Source organism: Pseudomonas granadensis (assembly GCF_900105485.1).
Classification (GTDB): domain Bacteria; phylum Pseudomonadota; class Gammaproteobacteria; order Pseudomonadales; family Pseudomonadaceae; genus Aquipseudomonas; species Aquipseudomonas granadensis.
The window spans coordinates 1,457,033-1,481,686 of the sequence record NZ_LT629778.1 but is presented as its reverse complement, the minus strand read 5'-3'; the positions used below and the strand labels follow the sequence as shown (position 1 = coordinate 1,481,686).

25 protein-coding genes, 2 pseudogenes and 1 riboswitch are annotated in these 24,654 nt (G+C 62.2%); of the genes and pseudogenes, 6 read left to right on the top strand and 21 right to left on the bottom strand.

Annotated elements, in window-relative coordinates; genetic code table 11:
* Positions 1-18 precede the first annotated feature (18 nt).
* From BLU52_RS27095 to cobO, 13 genes are all read right to left on the bottom strand, one after another.
* Complete coding sequence (locus BLU52_RS27095) at positions 19-141, bottom strand: hypothetical protein (protein WP_269458358.1); 123 nt, start codon at positions 139-141, stop codon at positions 19-21.
* Positions 138-1,346: an MFS transporter gene (locus tag BLU52_RS06620; protein WP_090282447.1), complete on the bottom strand. Its 1,209-nt coding sequence runs from the start codon at positions 1,344-1,346 to the stop codon at positions 138-140. The genes BLU52_RS27095 and BLU52_RS06620 overlap by 4 nt, the downstream gene beginning before the upstream one ends.
* A gap of 53 nt (positions 1,347-1,399) precedes the next feature.
* Positions 1,400-1,804, bottom strand: coding sequence for a MarR family winged helix-turn-helix transcriptional regulator (locus BLU52_RS06615; RefSeq protein ID WP_090282446.1), 405 nt, complete (start codon positions 1,802-1,804; stop codon positions 1,400-1,402).
* 176 nt (positions 1,805-1,980) lie between these two features.
* On the bottom strand, positions 1,981-2,703 hold the full coding sequence (locus tag BLU52_RS06610) for an adenosylcobinamide-GDP ribazoletransferase (RefSeq protein WP_090282445.1): 723 nt from the start codon (positions 2,701-2,703) through the stop codon (positions 1,981-1,983).
* A 1-nt stretch (position 2,704) separates the two neighbouring features.
* Complete coding sequence (gene cobC / locus BLU52_RS06605; RefSeq protein ID WP_090282444.1) at positions 2,705-3,280, bottom strand: alpha-ribazole phosphatase family protein; 576 nt, start codon at positions 3,278-3,280, stop codon at positions 2,705-2,707.
* Complete coding sequence (gene cobT, locus BLU52_RS06600) at positions 3,277-4,332, bottom strand: nicotinate-nucleotide--dimethylbenzimidazole phosphoribosyltransferase (protein WP_090282443.1); 1,056 nt, start codon at positions 4,330-4,332, stop codon at positions 3,277-3,279. The genes cobC and cobT overlap by 4 nt, the downstream gene beginning before the upstream one ends.
* On the bottom strand, positions 4,329-4,850 hold the full coding sequence (gene cobU / locus BLU52_RS06595) for a bifunctional adenosylcobinamide kinase/adenosylcobinamide-phosphate guanylyltransferase (RefSeq protein WP_090282442.1): 522 nt from the start codon (positions 4,848-4,850) through the stop codon (positions 4,329-4,331). Before cobU ends, cobT begins: the two co-directional genes overlap by 4 nt.
* 151 nt (positions 4,851-5,001) lie before the next feature.
* Positions 5,002-6,453 carry a cobyric acid synthase gene (locus tag BLU52_RS06590; protein ID WP_090282441.1) on the bottom strand — a complete coding sequence of 484 codons (1,452 nt, stop codon included), beginning with the start codon at positions 6,451-6,453 and terminating at the stop codon, positions 5,002-5,004.
* Positions 6,450-7,442 (bottom strand): threonine-phosphate decarboxylase CobD, encoded by a 993-nt coding sequence (gene cobD, locus BLU52_RS06585; protein WP_090282440.1) that lies wholly within the window; start codon positions 7,440-7,442, stop codon positions 6,450-6,452. The genes BLU52_RS06590 and cobD overlap by 4 nt, the downstream gene beginning before the upstream one ends.
* Entirely contained in the window at positions 7,435-8,343 is a 909-nt protein-coding gene (cbiB, locus tag BLU52_RS06580) for an adenosylcobinamide-phosphate synthase CbiB (protein ID WP_090282439.1), read from the bottom strand. Before cbiB ends, cobD begins: the two co-directional genes overlap by 8 nt.
* Positions 8,340-8,990 carry a 5,6-dimethylbenzimidazole synthase gene (gene bluB / locus BLU52_RS06575; RefSeq protein ID WP_090282438.1) on the bottom strand — a complete coding sequence of 217 codons (651 nt, stop codon included), beginning with the start codon at positions 8,988-8,990 and terminating at the stop codon, positions 8,340-8,342. Before bluB ends, cbiB begins: the two co-directional genes overlap by 4 nt.
* Positions 8,987-10,387, bottom strand: coding sequence for a cobyrinate a,c-diamide synthase (locus BLU52_RS06570; RefSeq protein ID WP_090282437.1), 1,401 nt, complete (start codon positions 10,385-10,387; stop codon positions 8,987-8,989). Before BLU52_RS06570 ends, bluB begins: the two co-directional genes overlap by 4 nt.
* Positions 10,384-10,995: a cob(I)yrinic acid a,c-diamide adenosyltransferase gene (gene cobO, locus BLU52_RS06565; protein WP_016773703.1), complete on the bottom strand. Its 612-nt coding sequence runs from the start codon at positions 10,993-10,995 to the stop codon at positions 10,384-10,386. The genes BLU52_RS06570 and cobO overlap by 4 nt, the downstream gene beginning before the upstream one ends.
* 80 nt (positions 10,996-11,075) lie before the next feature.
* A riboswitch (cobalamin riboswitch) is annotated at positions 11,076-11,299 on the bottom strand.
* A gap of 163 nt (positions 11,300-11,462) precedes the next feature.
* On the opposite strand from cobO, the gene BLU52_RS06560 reads away from it, so the two are divergent.
* A complete protein-coding gene (locus tag BLU52_RS06560) occupies positions 11,463-12,047 on the top strand; it encodes a hypothetical protein (RefSeq protein ID WP_090282436.1) in 585 nt (194 codons plus the stop codon).
* Positions 12,048-12,113: 66 nt separating this feature from the next.
* Complete coding sequence (locus BLU52_RS06555; RefSeq protein WP_090282435.1) at positions 12,114-13,427, top strand: PQQ-dependent sugar dehydrogenase; 1,314 nt, start codon at positions 12,114-12,116, stop codon at positions 13,425-13,427.
* Between the two features lie 132 nt (positions 13,428-13,559).
* Here the strand turns inward: BLU52_RS06555 and BLU52_RS06550 are convergent, their stop codons facing one another.
* From BLU52_RS06550 to BLU52_RS06530, 5 genes are all read right to left on the bottom strand, one after another.
* Positions 13,560-14,096: a C40 family peptidase gene (locus BLU52_RS06550; RefSeq protein WP_016773700.1), complete on the bottom strand. Its 537-nt coding sequence runs from the start codon at positions 14,094-14,096 to the stop codon at positions 13,560-13,562.
* A gap of 218 nt (positions 14,097-14,314) precedes the next feature.
* A complete protein-coding gene (locus BLU52_RS06545) occupies positions 14,315-14,932 on the bottom strand; it encodes a C40 family peptidase (protein ID WP_090282434.1) in 618 nt (205 codons plus the stop codon).
* Between the two features lie 229 nt (positions 14,933-15,161).
* Positions 15,162-15,866, bottom strand: a complete 705-nt coding sequence (gene hda / locus BLU52_RS06540; protein WP_007919828.1) for a DnaA regulatory inactivator Hda — start codon at positions 15,864-15,866, stop codon at positions 15,162-15,164.
* Between the two features lie 206 nt (positions 15,867-16,072).
* Positions 16,073-17,146, bottom strand: coding sequence for an AI-2E family transporter (locus tag BLU52_RS06535; RefSeq protein ID WP_090282433.1), 1,074 nt, complete (start codon positions 17,144-17,146; stop codon positions 16,073-16,075).
* Positions 17,147-17,177: 31 nt separating this feature from the next.
* Entirely contained in the window at positions 17,178-18,242 is a 1,065-nt protein-coding gene (locus tag BLU52_RS06530) for a DUF2066 domain-containing protein (protein WP_090282432.1), read from the bottom strand.
* A 374-nt stretch (positions 18,243-18,616) separates the two neighbouring features.
* On the opposite strand from BLU52_RS06530, the gene purM reads away from it, so the two are divergent.
* From purM to BLU52_RS06515, 3 genes are read left to right on the top strand one after another with little or no spacing between them, the layout of a single operon-like run.
* Positions 18,617-19,675, top strand: a complete 1,059-nt coding sequence (gene purM, locus BLU52_RS06525; RefSeq protein ID WP_090282431.1) for a phosphoribosylformylglycinamidine cyclo-ligase — start codon at positions 18,617-18,619, stop codon at positions 19,673-19,675.
* Positions 19,675-20,325, top strand: coding sequence for a phosphoribosylglycinamide formyltransferase (gene purN, locus BLU52_RS06520; RefSeq protein ID WP_090282430.1), 651 nt, complete (start codon positions 19,675-19,677; stop codon positions 20,323-20,325). Before purM ends, purN begins: the two co-directional genes overlap by 1 nt.
* A gap of 8 nt (positions 20,326-20,333) precedes the next feature.
* On the top strand, positions 20,334-21,047 hold the full coding sequence (locus tag BLU52_RS06515) for a DUF3108 domain-containing protein (protein WP_090282429.1): 714 nt from the start codon (positions 20,334-20,336) through the stop codon (positions 21,045-21,047).
* 240 nt (positions 21,048-21,287) lie between these two features.
* On the opposite strand, the pseudogene BLU52_RS27225 reads toward BLU52_RS06515, so the two are convergent.
* The 3 genes and pseudogenes from BLU52_RS27225 to BLU52_RS06505 form a co-directional block, all read right to left on the bottom strand.
* Positions 21,288-21,884: pseudogene (locus tag BLU52_RS27225) on the bottom strand (methyl-accepting chemotaxis protein); the annotation flags it as partial.
* A gap of 306 nt (positions 21,885-22,190) precedes the next feature.
* Positions 22,191-22,850: pseudogene (locus BLU52_RS27220) on the bottom strand (MCP four helix bundle domain-containing protein); the annotation flags it as partial.
* Between the two features lie 201 nt (positions 22,851-23,051).
* Entirely contained in the window at positions 23,052-24,098 is a 1,047-nt protein-coding gene (locus tag BLU52_RS06505) for an amidohydrolase family protein (protein ID WP_090282427.1), read from the bottom strand.
* A gap of 129 nt (positions 24,099-24,227) precedes the next feature.
* On the opposite strand from BLU52_RS06505, the gene BLU52_RS06500 reads away from it, so the two are divergent.
* The gene (locus tag BLU52_RS06500) at positions 24,228-24,644 is read left to right on the top strand and encodes an OsmC family protein (protein ID WP_090282426.1); all 417 of its coding nucleotides are present in this window, start codon (positions 24,228-24,230) and stop codon (positions 24,642-24,644) included.
* Positions 24,645-24,654: the final 10 nt, after the last annotated feature.

Sequence of the window (24,654 nt, the reverse complement as noted above, 5' to 3'; positions counted from 1 at the left end):
TACTCGCCATGCCCGGTTCTAGCAAATGCTCATGCCCAACTGCATCAGGGCCAGACCGCCCTGCTGCCAGCCCCACCACGCCAGCGCCAGCAGCGCGGCGCCAAGTGCGCTGATGGCCAGTCGCGGCCAGAGGCGATTCACGCGGCGCTCGCACTGGCTTGCAGGCGTGCGACCGGGCGCTCGCGCACCGGCCAGTTCAACGCCGCGGCCAACAGGCTGAGAAGAATCGCCACTTGCCAGATCAAGTCATAACTCCCGGTGCGGTCGTACACCACCCCGCCCAGCCAACCGCCGAGGAACGAGCCAAGCTGATGGAACAGGAACACGATGCCACCGAGCATGGACAGGTTGCGCACGCCGAACAAGGTCGCCACCGTACCGTTGGTCAGCGGCACCGTCGACAGCCACAAAAAGCCCATCGCCATGCCGAACAGGTACGCCGATGTGGTGGTGACCGGCAGCCACAGAAACAACACGATCACCACCGCGCGCAACAGGTACAGCCCGGTCAACAAGCGCGGCTTGGACATGCGCCCGCCGAGCCAGCCGGCGGTGTAGGTGCCGAAGATATTGAACAAGCCGATCAGCGCCAGCACCGTGGTGCCGACTGTGGCCGGCAGGTGCTGGTCGACCAGATAGGCCGGCAGGTGCACGCCGATGAACACCACCTGGAAACCGCAGACGAAGAAGCCGAACGCCAACAGCCAGAAACCGGAATGCGAGCAGGCTTCGCGCAGGGCCTCGGACAGGGTTTGCTCATGGCCGAGCATCGGCAATGGTTTGTCCTTGAGCATGCTCACCAGCGGCACGATCATCGCCACCAGCACGCCCAGCACCAGCAGCGCCGCCGACCAGCCAAGCCAGCCGATCAAACCGAGGGTGCCCGGCAACATCGCGAACTGGCCGAACGACCCGGCAGCGCTGGCAATGCCCATGCCCATGCTGCGTTTCTCTGCTGGCACGGCGCGCCCGACCACACCGAGAATCACCGAGAACGAGGTGCCGGACAGGCCGATACCGATCAGCAGCCCGGCACTCAGCGACAGCGTCATCGGCGAATCGGACAAACCCATGCACACCAGCCCGAGCGCATACAGCACGCCGCCGATCAGCACCACCTTCGCGGCGCCAAAACGGTCGGCCAGCGCACCGGTGAACGGCTGCGCCAGGCCCCAGATCAGGTTCTGCAAGGCGATGGCGAAGGCGAACACCTCGCGACCCCAGCCGAACTGCGCGCTCATCGGCGACAGAAACAGACCAAACCCGTGGCGCACGCCCAATGACAACGCTAGGATCAGCGCACTCCCCAGCAACACCCAACCGCACGTACGCCACATCGATGTCATTATTATTCTCCGGTCGCGGGTATATACCCGCTTGAGTTCGGAAAAAACCGGCCTCAGGCCAGTTCATCCAGCAATTTGAGCAAGGTCTCGCGTTTTTCCGCGCCGAGCCGATCGATCAACCGCTCCTGCGCCGCTTCCCAGGCCGGCAGCGCCGCTTCCAGGCGCTGCGCACCGGTTTCGGTCAGACGAACGATGCGGTTGCGCATGTCCTCGCCTTCAGCCAGCGCCACCAACCCCTCGCCTTCCAGCACCCGCAAATTGCGCCCGAGGGTGCTGCGGTCCAGGCCCATGGCTTCGGCCAGTTCGGAAATGCTCGGCTGATCCAGACGCTGCAGGTTGCACAGCAGAGAATACTGGGCAACGTTGATCCCGAAGCCGTCGAGGGCGCCGTCGTAATGCCTGCTGACGCCACGCGCGGCGCGACGCAGGTTGATGCACAAACACTGAGAAGGAAGCATGGTGCGTGTATATACCCGCGACTGTGTTAAATCAAGTTACAGATGGATTTTGTCCGGAACATTTGTAGTGGCTGGAATATCGCTATCGCGAGCAGGCTCACTCCTACAGGGGAACGCATTCCAATTGCAGGAGTGAGCCTGCTCGCGAAAAGGCCGGCATCATCAACGCGAATCTTTCAGACGAGGACCAGCCCAACCAACACCCCCATCTCGAGCAATTCCAGCAACGCCCCCGCCGTATCCCCGGTCGTCCCGCCCAACCGCCGCATCATCACCTGACGCAGCCAGACAACCATGACGACGCAAATCACCACCGCAACGATCCCGGCCATCAACGCGCAAGCAAGCGCACTCACACCCAGCACCCACCAGCCCGCCCTGCGCGGCAGGTGATCAGCCAACGCCTGCCCCAATCCACCGGCACGTACATACGGCGTGGTCAGAAACAACCCCAGCAACGCCGCCCGGCCCAGCACCGGCACGATGAGCAACACCAGCCCCTGCCCTTGCTCGATCAGCGCCAGCAACGCGGCGAACTTGAGCAGCATCACCAGCACCAGCGTCACCACGGCAATCGGCCCGCTGCGCGGGTCTTTCATGATCGTCAGCGTGCGCTCGCGATCACCGAAACCGCCGAGCCAGGCATCGGCGCTGTCGGCCAGACCATCGAGATGTAGCGCCCCGCTGAGCAGCACCCAGACCGTCAGCAACAGTGCCGCGTGCAGCAGCAAAGGCGCACCGGCCAACAGCATATTCATAGCCCAAAGGATCAGGCCAAACAGCAACCCCACCAGCGGATAGAACAGCAATGAGCGACCGATCTGTTCCGGCTCGGGCATCCCCGGCAGCCGAATCGGCAAACTGCTGAGAAACTGCAAGGCGATCCACAGCGGCAACATCTCAGTGACCTTCCTTGAGCGAGCCGTCGGCCGCGACCGTCAGCGCAAATAGTGCGCCATGACCCACCTCGACATTCAGCAGTTGCTCGCGAGGCAAACCGCGCGCCCGCGCCAGCAGCAGGCGCATCACGCCGCCATGGCTGACCAGCAGAACCCGCTCGCCTGCGTACGTTGCGTACAGCCGTTCAATGGCCGCCAATACTCGCGCGGAAAAGTCGCTGACCGCTTCTCCATCCGGTGGCGTAAAGGCATACGGATCGGCCCAGAACAGCCCCAACGCCTCGGCGTCAGTCTCCATCAGCGCCGCCGCACTTTGTCCTTCCCAGGCGCCGAAATGCAGTTCCTGCAAATCCTTGTCCAGATGCACGCTGAGGTTCAGTTGTTCGCCGAGTTCGGCGGCGAACCGCGCGCAACGCTGCAACGGCGAGCTGACGATTCGATCCCACGGCCCACCCGCGACCACCGCTGCGCGCATTTGCGCCCAGCCCTGCTCGGTCAGCGCATCATCGAGGCTGCCGCGCAGGCCGCCGCCCAGTTCGGTTTCGCCATGACGCAGCAGATGCAGATGCAAGGTCATGCCGGACGATCCGCCACCGCCGCTTCAGCGAACGTTGCCATTTGCCCGTGCAGGTCGCAGGCCAGGCGCAACAGCGGCACCGCCAGCGCCGCGCCACTGCCCTCGCCCAGGCGCAGACCAAGTTCCAGCAACGGCTCGGCCTGCAACGTTTCTAGCACATGCCGATGACCCGGCTCGGCACCACGGTGGCCGAACAGCAGCCACTCGCGGCAGGACGGGTTCAGGCGCACCGCGACCAGCGCGGCGACTGTGCAGATAAAGCCGTCGACCAGCACCGCAACACCCTCCTGCGCCGCCGCCAGATAAGCGCCGACCAGCGCGGCGATTTCAAAACCACCGAGGTTGAACAGCGTCTGCAACGCATCGCCGCGCTGTGCCGCGTGCAAGGCCAGGGCGCTCTCGATCACCTGCGCCTTATGGCTGACGCCTGCGGCATTCAGCCCGGTGCCGGGGCCGGTCAGGTGCGCGACCGGGCAATCGAGCAAGGCGCAGGCCAGGGCGCTGGCCGCCGTGGTGTTGCCGATGCCCATTTCGCCGCCGATAAACAACTGCGTGCCTGCCGCTTTTGCCCGCAACAGGCTGTCACGACCGGCCTGCAAGGCTGACTCGCCCTGGGCCTGGGACATTGCTGCGCCGTGGGCGAAGTTCGCCGTGCCCGCGCCGATGTTTACATGCCGCACGCCCGGCAGATTCAGCGCCGGATTCACTGTGCCCAGATCGACCACTTCCAGCTGAGCGCCGAGCTGTCGCGCCAACACGCTGATCGCCGCGCCGCCGCTGACGAAGTTGAGCAGCATCTGCCCGGTGACTTCCTGCGGGAACGCCGAAACGCCCTCCGCTACCACGCCGTGATCGCCGGCAAAAATCGCGATCCATATCTGCTCCAGCGTCGGTTTGACCTGCCCTTGCAGGCCGGCCAGTTGCACCGCGACCGTTTCCAGCCGACCGAGCGAACCGGCCGGTTTGGTCAGTTGCTGCTGCCGCGCCGCCGCTTGTTCAACGGCGTTGTTGTCGACCGATTGGCACGGGTTGAGCCACCAGGCTTGAGTCATAACGCAGGTCCTTTCAGAGTCAGGGGCAGGCCGGCAACGGTCAGGACAACTCGCTGACAACGCTCAGCCAGAGCTTGATGCAGCCAACCGGCTTCATCGACATAGCGGCGAGTCAATTCGCCCAGCGGCACGACACCCATACCGGTCTCGTTGCTGACAAAAATGATTTCACCCGGCAACGAGGCCAGGCCATCGAGCAGCGCCTCACGCTCGGCGACGAGGCGTTCGGCGTCGTCGAGCATCAGCAGATTGGTCAGCCACAACGTCAGGCAATCGACCAGCAGGCACCGCTCGGCGCTGGCGGACTCGCGCAGAACCCGGGCCAGTTCGAGGGGTTCTTCGATGAGCGCCCATTCAGCCGGACGGCGGGCACGATGGTGAGCGACGCGCGCGTTCATTTCGCCATCGAGCGGTTGGCTGGTGGCGATGTAGGTCACCGCCAGATGGCTATCGCTGGCGAGTTTTTCTGCCAGGCGACTTTTGCCGGAGCGGGCGCCGCCGAGGATCAGTTGGAGCATGGGGAACATCCTGAAAATTGTGGGTTGAGGCGACTGGCGCTATCGCGAGCAGGCTCGCTCCTACAAGGGATCTCGAGTAGCCATGAATTTTGTGTAAAACACATAACCCTGTAGGAGTGAGCCTGCTCGCGATGAGGCCATTGAACCCACCTCAGATCCCACAGAGCTCACGCAACAACCCGGTATCCAGATGCTGCTCCACCAGATCCGCCAGGCGTTCGATATCGCGCTCGCGCAGGCCGTGGTAATCCACCGTCTGCACATCGCTCAAGCCGGCCCAGCGCAGCATCGCCACACTCGCCTCTGGCGATTCGAACAAGCCATGCAGATAGGTGCCGAATACCTGGCCGTCAGCACTCTGCGCGCCATCGCAACGACCGTCATCCAGCAACATTGCTGCGTTCTCCAGCGCCGGCCCGCGGGTGACGCCAGCATGGATTTCATAACCACTGACTTGCGCAGCTTCCAGCGCCAGCCGCCCGCGCACATTGCGCAATTGCTTCTCGGCTTCGAGCGTCGTTTCAAACGCGAGCAAGCCCAGCCCGGCGCTGGAACCCGCTGCGCCTTCCAGGCCCAACGGGTCGTGGACCTGCTCGCCAAGCATCTGCAGGCCGCCGCAAATGCCCAGCACTTTGCCGCCGTAGCGCAAATGCCGGTGGATCGCCACGTCCCAGTCGTTGGCGCGCAAATACGCGAGGTCGCTGCGCACGCTTTTCGAGCCGGGCAGGATGATCAGGTCCGCAGGCGGAATCGCCTGTCCCGGCCCGATAAATTGCAGATCGACCTGCGGATGCAAACGCAGCGGATCGAAATCGGTGTGGTTGCTGATGCGCGGCAGCACCGGCACCACGACTTTCAGTACTTGCTCAGCCTTGTCGGTCTGACGCTGGTCGATGCCGTCTTCAGCCTCAAGATGCAGATCCAGCACATACGGCAATACGCCAACCACCGGTTTGCCGGTGCGCTGTTCCAGCCAGTCGAGGCCCGGTTGCAGCAAGGCGATGTCACCGCGAAAGCGGTTTATGATGAAGCCTTTGACCCGCGCCTGTTCGCTCGGCGACAGCAACTCCAAAGTACCGACCAGATGAGCGAAGACCCCGCCACGATTGATGTCGGCGATCAGCAGTACCGGGCAATCCACCGCTTCGGCAAAGCCCATGTTGGCGATGTCGCCGGCACGCAGATTGATCTCGGCCGGTGAGCCGGCGCCCTCGACCATCACCAGTGGATAGGCGGCGCTGAGGCGTTCGTGCGAGGCTAGCACCGCTTGCATGGCGATGGCTTTGTAGTCGTGATAGGCGACGGCGTTCATCGTCGTCACCGCGCGGCCGTGAATGATCACTTGCGCGCCGGTGTCGCTGTTGGGCTTGAGCAGCACCGGGTTCATGTCGGTGTGCGGTTCGAGATGAGCAGCCTGCGCCTGCACCGCTTGCGCGCGGCCGATCTCGCCGCCGTCCGCCGTCACCGCGCTGTTGAGCGCCATGTTCTGCGGTTTGAACGGCACCACCGCGACGCCCTGACGGGTCGCCCAACGACAGAGCGCCGTCACCAGCGTACTTTTACCGGCATCCGACGTGGTGCCCTGCACCATCAGCGTGGTCATGGGTATTCCTTACGGTAGGCGTCGAGGGCGTGTGCGAGTCGCAGCTCATCGGCGGCATTGCCGGGCAGACCGAAGCGCAGACTGCAGTTGTGAGCAAAGAGACGCAGGAGAATGCCGCGCCGGGCCATGAAATCGTGCAGCGTTTCGGCGTGCTCGGTAACCAGCCACTGAAACAGCGCGCAGCCCCCCTGCGGCTTGAAGCCGTAGCGCTCGAGCAACGCCGCCAGCCGTTCGCTGGCTTCATCGCTGCGAATCCGCTGGCGCGTGTGATTTTCCGTATCTTGCAGACATGCCTGGCCGAGCACCCGCGTCGGACCGCTGACCGCCCAGGGCCCGACCTGTTCGGCGAGCAGTTTGAGCAACTTGCGCTCGGCCAGCACGAAGCCCAGACGCACCCCGGCCAGACCGAAAAACTTGCCGAACGAGCGCAGCACGATCAGGCCGATGAGATGGCTATGCGCGGCCAGGCTCAAGTGCGGCGTGTTGTCCATGAACGCTTCGTCGACCACCAGCCAGCCGCCGCGCTGGGCCAGCCGCGCGTGCCAGTCGAGCAGGCGCGCCGGGGTCAGGCTGAGGCCGGTCGGATTGTTCGGGTTGACCACCACCAGTACGTCGAGGCTGTCGAGAAAGAACTCGACTTCCTGCTCCAGCACTTCGCGAACGATATAGCCACTGCGCCGCCACGCCTCGGCATGTTCGGCATAGCACGGTGACAACACGCCGACCTTGCCGGCACGGCGCAAACGCGGCAACAGCTGAATGGCCATTTGCGAACCGGCCACGGGCAGCACTTGCGCGGCGCCGTAGTAATCGCACGCCGCCTGCTCCAGGCCATCGTCGGTTTCCGGCAAGCGTGCCCAGGCGCGCAAGGGGATCTCCGGGATCGGAAAAGGCCACGGCGCCAGACCGCTGGACAGGTCCAGCCAGTCGGCTTCGGCAATGCCATAATCGTGTGCAGCCTTGCGCAGTCGGCCACCGTGCTCAAGCATAGAATTCAGCTCCCATGCAAAGAATCAGCAGCCATAACCATACCCCGCGCGGGACCAATTGCCAGCCGCGGTCGATGGAATCGGCATCGGCGGGGGCGCCTTCACCAAGTTGCGGGCGCTCGTGCAGTTCGCCGTGGTAGATCGCCGGCCCGCCCAGCTCGACGCCGAGTGCGCCAGCGCCAGCCGCCATCACCGGGCCGGCGTTGGGGCTGTCCCATTGTGGCGCCTGGGTGCGCCAGCACTTGAGCGCGAGGCGGGTTTTGCCGAGCAGCGCGTAGGTCAACGCCACCAGCCGCGCAGGAATGTAGTTCAACACGTCGTCGATTTTCGCCGCCGCCCAGCCGAAGCGTTCGAAGCGTTCGTTGCGATAGCCCCACATCGCGTCCAGCGTGTTGCTCAAGCGATAGAGCACGACGCCCGGCGCACCGGCAACAACAAACCAGAACAGCGCCGCAAACACCGCGTCGCTGCCATTTTCCAGCACCGATTCGGTGGCAGCGCGGGCCACGGCGTTGCTGTCGAGTTCGTCGGTCTGGCGACTGACCAGATAGCCGACGCGAGTGCGCGCTTCAGCCAGATCATCAGCGCGCAACGCCGCTGCCACCGGCGCAACATGTTCGCCGAGGCTGCGCATGCCGAGCGCGCAATACAGCGCGAGAATCTCGACGATCCAACCGACGTAAGGCGCCCAGGAAAACGCCGTGGCGAGCAGCGTCAGCGGCAGCACGGCGATGACCCACGCGGTCACACCATGGCTGCGCCAGCCGCGGCCACCGGCGTTGAAACGTTGCTCGATGCGCCCGGCAAAATTGCCGAACGCCACCAGCGGATGCCAGCGTTTCGGTTCACCGAGCAGCGCATCCAGCGCCACCGCGGCGACACTCAACAACGCCACACTCATTGACTCACTCCCCAATAATTTTCATACAGCAATTCGTTCAGCGGACGCGCCTGCGCCCAGCCTTCGAGGACCAGCATCGGCACCGGGTAGAACTCCTTGACCGGGCCCAGACACAGCACCGCCAGCGGCTTGGCCCCCGGCGGCAAGTGCAGCAGATCCGCCAGCGCCTGCGGCTCGAACAGCGACACCCAGCCCATGCCCAATCCTTCGGCACGGGACGCCAGCCACAGATTCTGGATCGCGCAGGACAGCGAAGCCATGTCCATCTCCGGCAGCGTACGCCGGCCAAAAATGTGTTTTTCGCGATCGTCCATCAGCGCCGCCACCAGTACTTCGGCGCAGTCGTTGATGCCTTCGACCTTGAGTTTCATGAACTCGTCGCTGCGCTCGCCGAGGGCTTCGGCGGTGCGCACGCGTTCTGCTTCCACCAGATGCTGAATCTGCCCGCGCAGGGCGCGGTCGCTGATGCGGATGAAACGCCAGGGCTGCATCAGGCCGACACTTGGCGCTTGATGGGCGGCTTCGAGCAAACGCCGCAACAGTTGCGGTTCGACGGCGCCGCCGCTGAAGTGACGCATGTCGCGGCGTTCGGCGATGGCTTTGTAAACCGCCTGGCGCTCGGCTTCAGAGAATGCGTTGTCGGTCATGGCCCCATCGCTGGCAAGCCAGCTCCCACAGGGATTTGCGTTTCGTCAGGTATTACACCGTCCAGTGTGGGAGCTAGCCTGCCAGCGATAGCGGTTTCAAGACCAGGCACGAACAGCGCAGCGACAGCCGCAGGATTCGACGGAAAATAAAAGTGCACATAAGAAGCTGTCATCCGCCCTTGCCGATAAACCGCCTCGGCCCCGCGCCCACCATTCGGGCTCAGCCCACGGGCAATCGGCGTCAGTTCGGTGGTCGTCAGCGAATGGTGATACGTGTGCCCGCGCAACGAGCCTTCCGGCAGATCGACCGCCTGCAACGCCAACGCCGCCAGACGCTTTTGCATCACCGCCTCGCCCTGCAACAACCCGACCAGTTCAGCGCGGGTGCCTTCGACATCGGTCAGCGAATCGAGCAGATAAAGCATGCCCCCGCATTCGGCCAGCAACGGTTTGCCCGCCGCGTGGTGCGCACGGATCGCCTCAAGCATCGCAGTGTTCTGTGCCAGTGCAACGTGGTGCAGCTCAGGGTAGCCGCCCGGCAGATAAAGGCTGTCCGCCTCGGGCAATTGCGTGTCGCGGATCGGCGAGAAGAAGCTCAACTCGGCGCCCATCGCCCGCAACAGATCGAGGCTTGCGCCGTAGGTGAAGGCAAATGCCTCATCGCGGGCAACGGCGATCCGCACGCCGTGCAACAACGGCTCAGCAGCAGTCACGTCCGGCGCTGCGAATTCGACGGCGGGCGGCAAGGCGACTTCGCAACTGCTGGCCAGTGCGTCGGCGGCAGCGTCGAGGCGCAGGTCCAGATCATTCAGTTCGCTGGCCTGCACCAGGCCAAGATGGCGACTCGGCAGCTCGATGCCGGTCTCGCGCGACAACGCGCCGTACCAGCGCAGGCCTTCGGTGAGGCTGCCTTCGAGCAGTTGCGCATGACGCAAAGTGCCGACGCGGTTGGCCAGCACCCCGGCGAACGGCAGGTCCGGCTGGTATTTCGCCAGGCCCAGCGCCAGTGCGCCGAAGGTCTGCGCCATGGCGGTGCCGTCGATCACCCCGAGCACCGGCACGCCAAAGTGTCGCGCCAGGTCAGCGCTCGACGGTGTGCCGTCAAACAGGCCCATCACGCCTTCGATCAGAATCAGGTCCGCTTCGCCGGCGGCTTCCCACAACAGGCGACGGCTTTCCTGCTCGCCGACCATCCACATGTCCAATTGATAGACCGGCGCACCGCTGGCGCGCTCGAGGATCATCGGGTCGAGAAAGTCCGGGCCGCATTTGAACACGCGGACCTTGCGCCCCTGATTGCGATGCAAACGGGCGAGCGCGGCGGTGACGGTAGTCTTGCCCTGGCCGGAAGCTGGCGCGGCAATCAGGACTGCCGGGCAGTGACGGGGCTGGTTCAAAGTTCGACGCCTTTCTGCGCTTTGATCCCGGCCTGGAAGGCGTGCTTGAGCATGCCCATCTCCGTGACCGTGTCGCCCATCTCGATCATTTCCGGCTTGGCGCCGCGGCCGGTAACCACCACGTGCTGCATCGGCGGCCGCGCCTGCAAATCGCTGAGCACCTGATCGAGATCCAGATAACCGTGCTTGAGGGCGATGTTCAATTCATCGAGCACCACCAGCCCTATCGACGGATCGCGCAGCAGCTCGCGAGACACTTCCCACGCCGCCGTGGCGGCGGCGATATCGCGCTGACGGTCCTGGGTCTCCCAGGTGAAACCTTCGCCCATCACATGGAAGCGCACTTGCTCGGGGAAGCGGCGGAAGAACAACTCCTCGCCCGTGCTATTGCGCCCCTTGATGAACTGCACCACGCCGCACTGCATGCCGTGGCCCATGGCGCGGGCGAGCATGCCGAAGGCCGAGCTGCTTTTGCCTTTGCCATTGCCGGTCAGCACCAGCACCAGGCCGCACTCGTCGGGCGAATTGGCGATGCGTTCATCGATCACGGCTTTTTTGCGCTGCATGCGCGCCAGATGGCGTTCGTCGCGCTCGGGGGAATCGGTCATGGGGAGCTCTCCGTTGAGACGGGTAAACGGCGGGCAGGCACAAGAATAGACGGCAAAAAGCCTGGCATCGCCCACCGTGATGCCGCTGGATGGATCAGGCCGGTCTCCGGGCTCATGAGCGGCGTTGGCCAGACTGCGCGCCTTCCCGCTGTTGAGCAGTGGCATTGAACGCAGTGTTCACTCATTTACCGTTGCGGGGGCAGCGCCGGGATCGTCGTGGCTTCGCGTGAAGACCACCCTCACCGGCTTCCCTGTTTCACTCTGTCGACGCAGGTCACAGAGCACCTGAAACAAGCGGCGAAGGTTAGAGGGTTGGGGGTGGAGCGTCAATTAAAGAGGCGGCCATCGGGCGAGAAACTGCCACCAATCAATTATCTGCGGGCAATCTTGTGCCAGACTGTGACAAGTGATATCAAAGAGCCATGCTTTTCTCGAAAAAGCACACCACAACAATAAGGACGATGACGATGCAAGGCATGATCATCAGCAACCCGCGCCTGGAATTCCTGCGCCCGGTGCTTGAACGCTGGTTTGACTGTATCGACCGCTACAACACCGTGCGCGGCGACGGCGATACGCCGTACTGGCATGATGAGAAAGCCAACCTCGGCCTGCTTTCGGCCGCAGCCTGGATGGCCGAACTGGTGACCTTGAACGACACCGTCACCCGCAAACAGAACGAAGACGGCGAACGCAATGCCCGCGCCGATCTGTTTATCGCCGGCAGCGAAGACCGCGCCTTCATTCAAGGCACCCAGCGCTGGCCACGGGTGAACAACCTCAACCTGACCCAGGCTCTTGCCGACATCACTCAGGACGCCAAACGCATCAGTTACGCCAGCGACCTCAAGCTCGGCTGCCTGTTCGTCGCCCCGCAAAAAGCCCAGCACAGCGCCAGCCCCGAAGAATTGCAGGACATGGTCGACGATCTGCAAAAGGAACACACCTGCGCCGTGGCCTGGTATTTCCCCTACGCCTACCGCAAATTGCACAGCGACGCGGGCAACTATCACCCGGGCATTGCCGTGCTGTTCAAGGAAGCCCGCGGCTGAGCAGTTGAACCATCGGGCTTGCGCCCTCCTCTATGGTTAGGAATGCATTCATAGGGAAGATCAGCAATGCGCAAGCCCCACCTCGTTTTCGTCATCGCCCTCGCCGGCGGGCTCAGCGCCTGTGGCGAAACCTCCAGCCTGCAAGTCTCCGACGGCACTGGCCCGTCGCCGAAACTGCCGGAACCGAACAAGACCCTGATCCCGACGGTGAACATCGCCCCCGCGATCGGCTGGCCCGAGGGGGCAAAACCGACGGCCGCGGCCGGCACTCAGGTCGCAGCATTTGCCGAAGGCCTCGATCACCCGCGCTGGCTGTATGTGCTACCCAACGGTGATGTACTGGTGGCCGAAACCAATGCGCCACCGAAACCGGACGACAGCAAAGGCATTCGTGGCTGGGTGATGAAAAAGGTCATGGGCAAGGCTGGTGCCGGCGTACCGAGCCCGAATCGCATCACCTTGCTGCGCGATGCCGACAAGGACGGTGTGGCCGAGACCCGAACGGTATTTCTGCAAAACCTCAACTCACCGTTCGGCATGACTCTGGTCGGCAACGACTTGTACGTGGCCGATACCGATCGCCTGTTGCGCTTTAACTACGAGCCCGGCGCCACCGAGATCAAGACCCAGCCGATCAAGGTCGTCGATCTGCCGGGCGGCACGCTGAACCATCACTGGACCAAAAACGTCATTGCCAGCAAGGACGGCAGCAAGCTCTACGTCACCGTCGGCTCGAACAGCAACGTCGGCGAAAACGGCCTGGATCAGGAAGAGGGTCGCGCGGCGATCTGGGAAGTCGATCGGGCGACCGGTAATCACCGGATCTTCGCCTCTGGCATCCGTAATCCCAATGGCCTGGCGTGGGAGCCCAGCAGTGGCGCGCTGTGGACGGCGGTCAACGAGCGTGACGAGATCGGCAGCGACCTGGTGCCGGACTACATCACCTCGGTCAAGGACGGCGGTTTCTATGGCTGGCCATTCAGCTATTACGGTCAGCACGTCGACGTGCGGGTCAAGCCGCAGAACCTCGACCTGGTGGCCAAGGCCATCGTCCCGGATTACGCGGTCGGCCCGCACACCGCCTCGCTGGGCCTGACCTTTGCCGAGGGCAATAAGCTGCCGGCGCAATTCAAGGAAGGCGCCTTCATCGGCCAGCACGGCTCGTGGAACCGCAAACCGCACAGCGGCTATAAAGTGATTTTCGTGCCGTTCAGTGGCGGTAAACCGACTGGGCAACCGGTGGATGTACTGACCGGCTTCCTCGACAAGGATGAGAACGCACTGGGCCGCCCGGTGGGCGTGGTGATCGACCCGCAAGGCGGGTTGCTGGTGGCGGATGATGTGGGCAACAAGGTGTGGCGCGTGTCTTCTGCCAAATAACTAATGCCTGATGCAAACCAACTGTAGGAGTGAGCCTGCTCGCGATAGCGCCTTGTCAGTCGACATCATCGGTGACTGAAAGACCGCTATCGCGAGCAGGCTCACTCCTACAGGGATTGTGTGCGATTGAATTTATGGGTTATGCGCCAACTGCCCCGGCTGCAGCACCCGCTTGGCACTCAGATAGGCCTTCTGCCAATACGCCTTCGACAGGCTGTCGAGCTTGACCGTGCCGCCGGTTGCCGGCGCATGCACAAACCGCCCTTCGCCGACATAAATGCCGGCATGGCTGACCTGCGAGCCGCCGTTGGTGGCGAAGAAAATCAGGTCGCCGGTCTGCAAGCCTTCCTTGCCGACGTTCGGTGCCTGCATGACAATCATTTCGCGGGTGGAACGTGGCAGCGAGATTCCCGCGGCATCGCGGTAGACGAAACCGATCAGGCCGCTGCAATCGAAACCCGAATCCGGCGTGTTGCCGCCCCAGCGATAGGGCGTGCCGACGAGGCCGAGCGCGCGAAACAGTACGTCTTCAGCAACCGGTGAAAAAGCCTGGGAGGGACCGAACACAATCGGCGCGCGAACCACGGGGGCTGGCGGCGGTGTACGACTGGCGCAGGCGCTGAGCAGCGCGGCGCAGAGGATCAAGGTGAGGCGGGCCGACATCGTCATAAGCGGAACATCCTGATCAGGCTGCGGCTTTCTCTGCCGAATGGACAGAAACAAAACCGCCTGCGTCTGTACGCAGGCGGTTTGCCATCAATATGATTCAGGATTCTAGCGGCTACGCGGCAAACTTCAAGTAAGACTTTAACTTCACCTTGTAAAGTTTGTGTCTACTCTGTTTGCCGGTAGCCTGCGTGTCGCCACGAACGCAGCGACATCAGGAATTACTTGCGCGCGGTGACCACGGTTGGAGCGTTCGCCAGTGCGCGTTTCGCTTCGATAAAGGTCTTGCTCCAGTAGCTGTCACCCAGGCTGTCGATGCGAACACCGCCGCTGCGACGACTGCTGGAGTGGATGAACTGGTTGTCGCCCAGGTAGATCCCGGCGTGACTGACCCGGCCGCGACGACCATTGGTGGCAAAGAACAGCAGATCGCCCGGCTCAAGGTTGCTGCGCGCAACCAGCGGCGCATCAACGTTGATCATTTCGCGGGTGGAGCGCGGCAGGTTCATGCCGGCTTCTTCGCGAAACAGGTAACCAATGAAACCGCTGCAATCGAAACCGGCTTCAGAGGTACCGCCGAAACGGTAACGGGTACCGATCAGGGACATGCCGCGTTCGAGAATGCTGTCGGCCAGCACAGGAAGCTGATAAGGCTTCTTGCCGTTGAATTCATTGAGTTCTTTTTCGGTGTCCAGCTCTTCCTGGTAAATAACGGAAGACTGAGCCGTGGCGGAATTTTTAACCTGTTGTGGCTGCTCTTGAACTGGAGAGTGAGCAGCACAACCGTACAACAGGGTGACAAGTGCGAGAGGCACGAGGGGTGCGAAGCGCTTTAGCATGGGCACGACCGTGGCTGATAATTGTAAAGAAGCCGAGACTATGCCCGCTATCGTCCTCATTTGCAAATTCAATCGAACTTTATGTGACTTGGCGGTTTCGCGTTTACATCTAAGCGCTTAAGCCCATTTGACCCGATACGCGGCCTGCAACCCATGCAGGAATGCGGATTTTCTGGCGCCTGAAAGGTGCCGCCCTCCCCTTGAACCCTCGTAGAACAACAGGCTCGGCTTACCAGCCCAAGGTTTCTTTGAGGAACGGAATAGTCAGTTTGCGCTGGGCCTGCAACGAGGCCTGGTCAAGCTGTTCGAGCAGATCGAACAACGCGCTCATGCTGCGCGTGCCGCGAGTCAGAATGAAGTGCCCGACCTCATCGGTCAGGTGCAAACCACGACGCGATGCGCGCAATTGCAGCGCACGCAATTTGTCTTCGTCGGAAAGTGGGCGCATCTGGAAGATCAGCGCCAGGGTCAGGCGCGATTTCAGGTCGGCCAGTTTCACTGGCAGCTCGCGCGGAGATGTCGACGCGGCGATCAGAAGACGCCGACCGCTGTCACGCAGACGATTGAACAGGTGAAACATCGCCTCTTCCCAGTCCGCCTTGCCGGCAATCACCTGCAAGTCGTCGAGACAGACCAGTTCGTATTGTTCGAGGTTGTCGAGGATTTCGACGCCGCGGTCCATCAACTCGGCCAGCGGCAGGTACACCGCCGGCTCGCCCATCTGCTCGAAACGCAAGCACGCGGCCTGCAACAGATGCGTACGCCCTACGCCGTGTTTGCCCCACAGGTAGATCAGGCTCTCTGTCCAGCCGGCGTCGGCTTCGCACAGACGCTCGACATAGCCGAGTGCAGCGGCATTGGCGCCTGGGTAGTAGTTGATGAAGGTGGCGTCGTCACGCAGACGCACACCTAGGGGCAGCTGAATCGGTTTCATGCTGACTGAACGGTTACCAAGGAACCGTTAGTGGCCTCTGTGTAAAGTTGGCGAAGTTTATACCCGTGACGCTGAGCGCACAATGCGACAGAGTCCAAGCAAAATCAAAGGTTTGCGTTAACACGCTGGTTTCATGGCAGATTCTTTGGCGCCAGCGCCTGTGGAAAACGGGGCGACCCGGCCGTTCGCCGGGCCGCCCTTCGCCCTTACAACTCCGGCTCGTCCACACCACTATAGATGTCGGAATCCTTGTACAGGTCGTGCATATGGCGCACCAGGACCATGATTACCGCCGCCACCGGCAGCGCCAGCAGCACACCGGTAAAACCGAACAACTCTCCACCGGCGAGAATGGCGAAAATAACCGCCACCGGATGCAGGCCGATGCGGTCGCCCACCAAAAGCGGTGTCAGCACCATGCCTTCCAGCGCCTGCCCGACCATGAATACTGCGACGATGCCGACCATCGGGTACAGATCGCCACCGAACTGGAACAACCCGGCGATCAGCGCCGCGCCGATACCGATCACGAAGCCCATATAAGGCACGATCGCCGCCAGACCTGCGATCAGGCCGATCAACAGGCCCAGCTCGAGACCGACGATCATCAGCCCCGCCGCGTAGATCACGCCCAGCGCCAGCATCACCAGCAACTGCCCGCGCACGAACGCGCCGAGCACTTCATGGCATTCGCCCGCCAGCGCCACCACGCGCTCTTCGCGATCACGCGGCAGCAGGCTGCGGATCTTCGCCATCATCACGTCCCAATCGCGCAGCAGGTAAAAGCTCACCACCGGAATCAGCACCAGATTTGCCAGCCAGCCGATCAACGCCAGACTCGACGCCGTCGCCTGGCTCAGCACCACGCCGACGATGTCGGTGGTCTGGCCCATGTGCTCACTGATTGCCGCCTTGACCTTGTCGAACTTCCAGAAACCGTCCGACAGCCCCAGCTTCGCCTGCGCCCACGGCACCGCGGTGTGCTGCAGCCAGTCGAGCATCTGTGGCGCCAATTCGTACAGACGCAGCAACTGCTTGGCGAGCATCGGCACCAGCACCAGCAACAGCGCAGTAACGATCAAGGTAAACAAGGCGAACACCGAAATCACTCCCCAGGTGCGCGACAGACCCGCGCGCTCCAGCCGATCCACCAGCGGATCGAACAGATAAGCCAGCAGCAGCGCAACCAGGAACGGCGTGAGGATCGGGTGCAGCAACCAGACAAACGCGCAAAGCAGGATTACCCCACCGAGCCAGAACCAACGCCGCGTATCGGCCATTTACCACTCCTGCTTCTATATAAAGAAAGATTTACCAACGAAAGCGTAACGACGGCGCCGCTGCTACCGGAGCTGGCGCTGCAACCGGTGCAGCACCTGCCTCCACAGTCTGCGGCGCAGGCACCGGAGCCGGAACCGGCGCTTCTGGCGGCAACTCCTGCAACTTCGCCAGCGAGAGTTGCGCACGCAACTGCTCGGCGCTGCCGTTGACCCGGTAGACGATACGATCGCCGTCAACAGTCTGCAGACGCACGCCGAACGGTTCGAGTAACCGCAACAACGCCGCGTAATGCTCCAGATTCATGCCCTGCACTTCGAGGGTCTGCTGCCCTGACACACCGGGCTTGACCACAAAGCTCGGCGCCAGGCGCTCAGCCACGGCCAGCATCACCGCATCGGCCACGGCGGCCTGATCGGCACCCTGCACGCTGCCGGCTTCTTTCTGATCGCCCAGCCACAGACGCCACTTGGCCTGCCACTGCCCGCCTTCTTCACGGGCATGCACGGCCAGCAAGGCGTCGGCGTTGTAGCGTTCGGAGGCACTGCGCAACGGCGCGGCATCGGCGCCCTCGAGTGTCGGCGCGGTGGCGACCAACTGCTCGCTCAGGTCGGCCAGCGGCAGGCGCAGCGGCAAGCCGCGATGTTGCGCCGCCGCGCGCAGTGGTGCTGCAGCGGCCTGACCATCGCTGACCAGACTCGAGCCTTCGGTCGAATCGTTCAGCCACCAACCGACAATCGACGGCCGATTGGCGCCCCACAGGGACAAACCAGCGCGACGCAGCGCCTGTTCGCTGGTCGCCGGGTCGAAATCGACCTTCAGCACTTCCGGCGGCCCGGCATCGAAACCGAACTGGCTGATGATCTGCTGCGGATCCTTGCGGATCGCCGCCAAATCAGGACTTTGCGGGGCTTTCGGGTCGCCGGTCAGACGCAGCACCAGCGTGTCGAGCGCCGCCTGCGTGGCGCGATCGCGTTCTTCCGGCGCCTGGCCGGTGACTGGCTGGCGTACCTGATAAAGACCTTTGAGATTTTCGGCATGACTCGCCAGGCTGAGCAGCGACAGACAGCCTACAAACAAAAATTTTACAAAACGCATGGAGAATTCCCGTCGACAGGAGCGGCTGGAACAGGCCGCGTGAACCGTTTGAGCAAGGCTGTGACCCCAGGCCTGCGCGAAACATTCACACGGCGGCGGTAAGTTTTTGCACAGTGATAACGATAGACGGTTAATGGCCACACCTTATACAGACGTTCATGGCGCTGGATTGTAAAAAAATTCCGCGGATATGGCCCTGCCCGTCGGTGCGAGGATGGCCGCTGCCCCTCAAGCCTGATAAAATCGCGCGCCTTCGCAGACCGGCAACAGCCGGGCACCCCGAAACTCGCGTGAGGCCACCGCCACCTCGATTTCGATGTTCCCGCTGAACTCGGTCGTTACCCCCTGAATCCCCTCCCCTAAAGGCCTGGATCATGAGCAAGCAACCCTCCCTGAGCTACAAGGACGCCGGTGTAGACATCGACGCCGGTGAAGCATTGGTCGAACGCATCAAGAGCGTCGCCAAGCGCACTGCGCGCCCGGAAGTCATGGGCGGCCTGGGCGGTTTCGGCGCCCTCTGCGAAATCCCGGCCGGCTACAAGCAGCCCGTGCTGGTGTCCGGCACCGACGGCGTCGGCACCAAGCTGCGTCTGGCGCTGAACCTGAACAAGCACGACAGCATCGGCATCGACCTGGTCGCCATGTGCGTCAACGATCTGGTGGTGTGCGGCGCCGAGCCGCTGTTCTTCCTCGACTACTACGCCACCGGCAAACTCAACGTCGACACCGCAGCCCAGGTGGTGACCGGTATCGGCGCCGGCTGCGAACTGGCGGGTTGCTCGCTGGTGGGCGGCGAAACCGCTGAAATGCCAGGCATGTACGAAGGCGAAGACTACGACCTGGCCGGCTTCTGCGTCGGCGTCGTGGAAAAAGCCGAAATCATCGACGGCTCGAAAGTCGCCACCGGTGACGCGCTGATCGCCCTGCCATCGTCCGGTCCGCACTCCAACGGCTACTCGCTGATCCGCAAGATCATCGAAGTCTCCGGCGCCGACATCGAAACCATCCAGCTCGACGGCAAACCGCTGACCGACCTGCTGATGGCCCCGACCCGCATCTACGTCAAGCCACTGCTCAAGCTGATCAAGGACACTGGCGCCGTCAAGGCCATGGCCCACATCACCGGTGGTGGCCTGCTCGACAACATCCCGCGCGTGCTGCCAAAAGGCGCTCAAGCGGTGGTTGATGTCGCCAGCTGGACCCGCCCTGCGGTGTTCGACTGGCTGCAAGAGCAAGGCAACGTTGACGAAACCGAGATGCACCGCGTACTGAACTGCGGCGTCGGCATGGTCATCTGCGTGGCTCAGGAGCACGTTGAAGTGGCACTGAACACCCTGCGTGACGCGGGCGAGCAGCCTTGGGTCATCGGTCAGATCGCCGCGGCTGCCGAAGGCGCTGCCCAGGTCGACCTGCAGAACCTTAAGGCTCATTGATGTCCGCACCCTGTGATGTCGTGGTGCTGTTGTCCGGCACCGGCAGTAACTTGCAGGCTCTGATCGACAGCACGCGGACCGGCGACAGCCCGGTCCGCATCGCTGCAGTGATTTCCAATCGCGCCGACGCCTACGGCCTGCAGCGCGCCAGTGACGCGGGTATCGCCACCCGCTCGCTGGATCACAAGGCGTTCGAGGGCCGCGAGGCCTTCGATGCTGCACTGATCGAACTGATCGACGAATTCCAACCGAAACTCGTGGTACTGGCCGGCTTCATGCGCATTCTCAGCGCGGATTTCGTCCGGCATTACCAGGGTCGTCTGCTCAATATCCATCCGTCGTTGCTGCCCAAATACAAAGGGTTACACACTCATCAGCGTGCGCTGGAGGCCGGCGACACGGAACACGGCTGCTCGGTGCACTTTGTCACTGAGGAACTCGATGGCGGGCCTCTGGTCGTACAGGCAGTATTACCGGTAGAGTTGCACGACACGCCGCAGAGTCTGGCGCAGCGCGTTCACGTTCAGGAACACCGGATTTACCCGATGGCGGTACGCTGGTTTGCCGAAGGCAGGCTGGCACTCGGGGAGCACGGTGCCTTGCTGGACGGGCAGTTACTCGCCGCCAGCGGCCACTTGATTCGAATCTAGGAGATATTATGCGTCGCGCCCTGCTCTTCGCTTGCGCTCTGCTCGCCCTGCCCTTCGCGCAGGCAGCGGACCTTCAACCGTTCTCCGCCAGCTACACCGCCGACTGGAAGCAACTGCCCATGAGCGGCACCGCCGAGCGCAGTCTGGCCAAGGAAGCCAACGGCGTCTGGAAGCTCAGCTTCAAGGCCTCGATGATGATCGCCAGCCTGACTGAAGAAAGCACCCTGACGCTGGACAAGGACACCTTGCTGCCACAGTCCTATCACTTCGAACGCGGTGGTCTGGGCAAAGCCAAAAAGGCTGATCTGGATTTCGACTGGAACAACAAACTGGTCACCGGCACCGACCGTGGCGACGCGGTGAAGATCCCGCTGAACCGTGGCATGGTCGACAAGTCCACCTATCAACTGGCGCTGCAGCATGACGTGGCCGCCGGCAAGAAGACCATGAGTTATCAAGTGGTCGATGATGGCGAAGTCGATACCTATGACTTCCGCGTGCTGGGCTCGGAAAAAGTCGAGACCAAGGCCGGCAAGATCGACGCGATCAAAGTCGAACGCGTGCGCGACCCTACACAAAGCAAGCGCATCACCGTGCTGTGGTTCGCCAAGGACTGGGATTATCTGCTGGTGCGTCTGCAGCAGGTCGAGACCGACGGCAAGGAGTACAACATCATGCTCCAGGACGGTACGGTCAACGGCAAGGCTGTCAAAGGCAGCTGATTCATGCAGGAACGAAGAGCCCCGCGAAATGCGGGGCTTTTGTTTATCTGTTCGATGATACTGCGCGGCGGCCCTACCCCTCACCCCAGCCCTCTCCCGAGGGAGAGGGAGCCGACCGAGGTGTCTGCCGCTAACCATCGACCTGAAAAACCGAGTCGAATATGGATTCCAAAGCATCGCACGACTAGTCCCCTCTCCCTCCGGGAGAGGGTTAGGGTGAGGGGCTTTTGAAGGTCAAACTCACACCGAAAACCGCGCCACCATCCCGTTCAAATCCACCGCCAACCGCGACAACTCCTGACTCGCCGCACTGGTCTGATTGGCCCCGGCCGAGGTCTGCATCGCCAGATCGCGAATGTTCATCAGGTTACGGTCCACCTCCCGCGCCACCGCGGCCTGCTCCTCCGAAGCACTGGCAATCACCAGGTTGCGTTCGTTGATCAGGGTAAACGCCGAGGCGATCTCTTCCAGCGCCATACCGGCAGACTTGGCCAGTTCCAGCGTCGAACGCGCCCGCGTATTGCTCTGCTGCATCGAACTGACCGCCGAATCAGTGCCCTGCTGAATCCCGCCAATCATCTGTTCGATTTCCTGCGTCGATTGCTGGGTGCGATGGGCCAAGGCCCGCACTTCATCGGCGACCACCGCAAAGCCACGTCCGGCATCACCAGCGCGCGCGGCCTCGATCGCGGCGTTCAAGGCCAGCAGATTGGTCTGCTCGGCAATCGAACGAATCACATCCAGCACCTTGCTGATGCCATGAATCTTCTGCGCCAGATCTTCGACCTTGGCCGCGTTCTGGGTTACGTCGCCGGCGAGAAATTCGATGGATGTCACCGTCTGCTGCACTTGCTCGCGACCCTGGCGGGCGATGCGATCGGATTCACGCGACGCTTCGGACGTGGCCACGGCGTTGTTTGCCACCTCCTCCACCGCCGCGGTCATCTGGTTGACCGCCGTGGCCGCCTGCTCGATTTCCTGACTTTGCTGATGCAAGCCGCGGGTGGCGTCTTCGGTGACGCTGCTCAGTTCTTCGGAAGCCGAGGCCAGTTGCGTAGACGACTCGGAGATCCGCCGGATCGTGTCACGGAGGTTGTGCTGCATGCTCTTGAGCGCCTGCAACAGCCGCGCCGGCTCGTCTTTGCCAGCGATGTGAATATCGCCGGTCAAATCACCGCCGGCGACGACTTCAGCCACGCTGAGCGATTGAGTCAATGGCACGACGATGCTGCGGGTCAACAGCCACGCCAGGCCAATCGTGATCAGCGCGGTCAATGCAATCATCGCGGCAACCCAGACCCGTGAATGGTTGAACACCTGACGTGCCGCCTCGGTGGCCAGATTCGCATTGTGCTTGTTCAGATCGACCAGTTCGCGCAGGGTGGCGGCGATCTCGTCGGCCAGTGCGCTCATCTGCTCGTTGAGAATCGTTGAAGCTTCGGCTACCCGATTCTGCCCCGACAGCTGCACAACCTGCGCCTGAAGCTCAAGGTACTTGTGTTCGGCGACTTTGAAGCGATCGAACAACGCCCGTTCTTCAGGCAGGGCGATAAGCCCCTCATAGCGCCGCTGCGTCTCGGTCAGACCATTGCGCAGCTCGTTGAGCTTGGCGACGTTCTGCTCAAGCGCCTTGGGGTCTCGATTGAGCAGCAGGCGCATGGTCAAGGCGCGCAGGCGCAGCATGTCCTGACTCATGTCCCCGACCGCCATCACGCTCGGCAGCCAGTTGTTGTCGACCTCATCGGACTGCGCGCGCATGTTCGACATTTGCAGCAGGGCAAATGCCCCAAGGGCGAATACCATTACCGCCAACAGGCCAAACCCCACGCCGGCGCGGGGGGCAATATTGAAATTACGGATGTTCATGACACTGGCTCCTTCCAAAAGCGCTGCATCAGCCTGCAGCGGGTTGCTTTAGAAGGTATCGGCATTGCCTTGAAATTGCGTAAGACGAAAAGGCGATAGGCAGACGAGCGGCTAGTTCGAAGCGCTGGGCTTAATGTTTCAGCGCTGGTCAGGGCTTTTGAGCGTATCGCGCGGCAGTATCGCCAGGAAGTTATCCCGCGCAACCTTCCGGGCCACCGCCTCCGGCAGTGCATCCAGAAACGGACGATAGCTGTGCATTTCCCGACCGAGTTTGTTGAATCGTCCAACCACGTCAGAGCCGAGCATAAAGCGATCAGGGTACTTTTCCACCAGCGCCAGCCACTCTGGCCGAGGTTTGCCCTGCTCATCCAGCAGGTAAGGCGTGAGCATGCTCCACGACAGATCGACGAACAGATTCGGATAAGCCTCAAGCATGCGCGTCAGGGTCGGTAGCAGAAACGGCAGCTGCTTTTGATGCCGATGGATTTCCGCACTGGTGCCCGCATGCGCCCAGATGAAGCGGGTGTGCGGATGATTACGCAGCGGCTCTTCGACTTCCTGCAGATACAGCGGATTTTTCTCACGTTTGGAGGTGATGTTGGAATGCAGCATCACTGGCAGATCATTTTCCGCAGCAAGGTGATAGATCTTCGTCATCGCTTCGTTGTTGGCTCGCGGGGTGTCGCCCGCGGTGAGCGCGGTCAGATCGTCGTGCCGGGTAAACACTTCGCCAATGCCCTGCCACAGCCCCGGATACAGGTCGAGCATGCGCTGGATGTGCGCGGCGGAGTTTTTGTCGTTGGGATTGAAACCTGACAAGAACGGATGGAAGTACTGGCGCTGTTCCGGCGACAGCTTTTGCACCGCATCGGCAATGATCACGTCGGTGGCGCTGTACCAGTAGGCGTCGGCGTCATCACCGGCGTAATAGCGCGGGCGCTTGGGTTCGTCCTCATGCCACTTCTTCGCCACGGGAATGCCGGAAATCATCACATGCTCGATGGAGTTTTCCTTCATGGCCATCAGCAATTTCGCCATGCCGGCGCTTTCCTGGAAAAAATCCACGTAATGCAGGTGCGCATCGCTGTAGGTGTATTCGCGGGCATGGGCAGTCCCGGCGAGAGCCAGAAGGCAGACGACAATCAGACGAGACAAAAACACAAGTAATCTCCGGCAAGTGGGCATAGCCTAGACCCCGCCCGCAGGACAAGGGTTCAGCCCTCACGGAAAGCGGAACGCGTACCGGTGGGAATGTTCTATAACTGCAAGGTCTTGCCTGACCCAACGATTTTTCCTGCTGCCTGTGAGGTTCTCATGACTGTTACCGTCAATACCGTCTCCGCTGAAGGCTATCGTCACACCGTACAAATCGATGACCACGAACTGTTTGCCGACGTGCCGAAAACGGCTGGCGGTGAAGGTTCGGCGCCTGAGCCACACGATTATTTCGATGCCGCACTTGGCGCGTGCAAAGCGCTGACGCTGAAGATGTACGCGAAGAAGAAGGACATCCCGCTGACCGGCGTAGGCGTCGATGTCAAACGCGACAACAGCGAAGAGCAGAAAGGCAAATACGTCTTGCACGTCACCCTGACCCTTAAAGGCGTACTCACCGACGCGCAACGCGACGAACTGCTGCGGGTCGCCGACCGTTGCCCGATTCACAAACTGATGACCACCAGTGACGTGACGATCGAAACCCACACCCCGCAAGGCTTCGACAGCCAATAAACCTCCCATG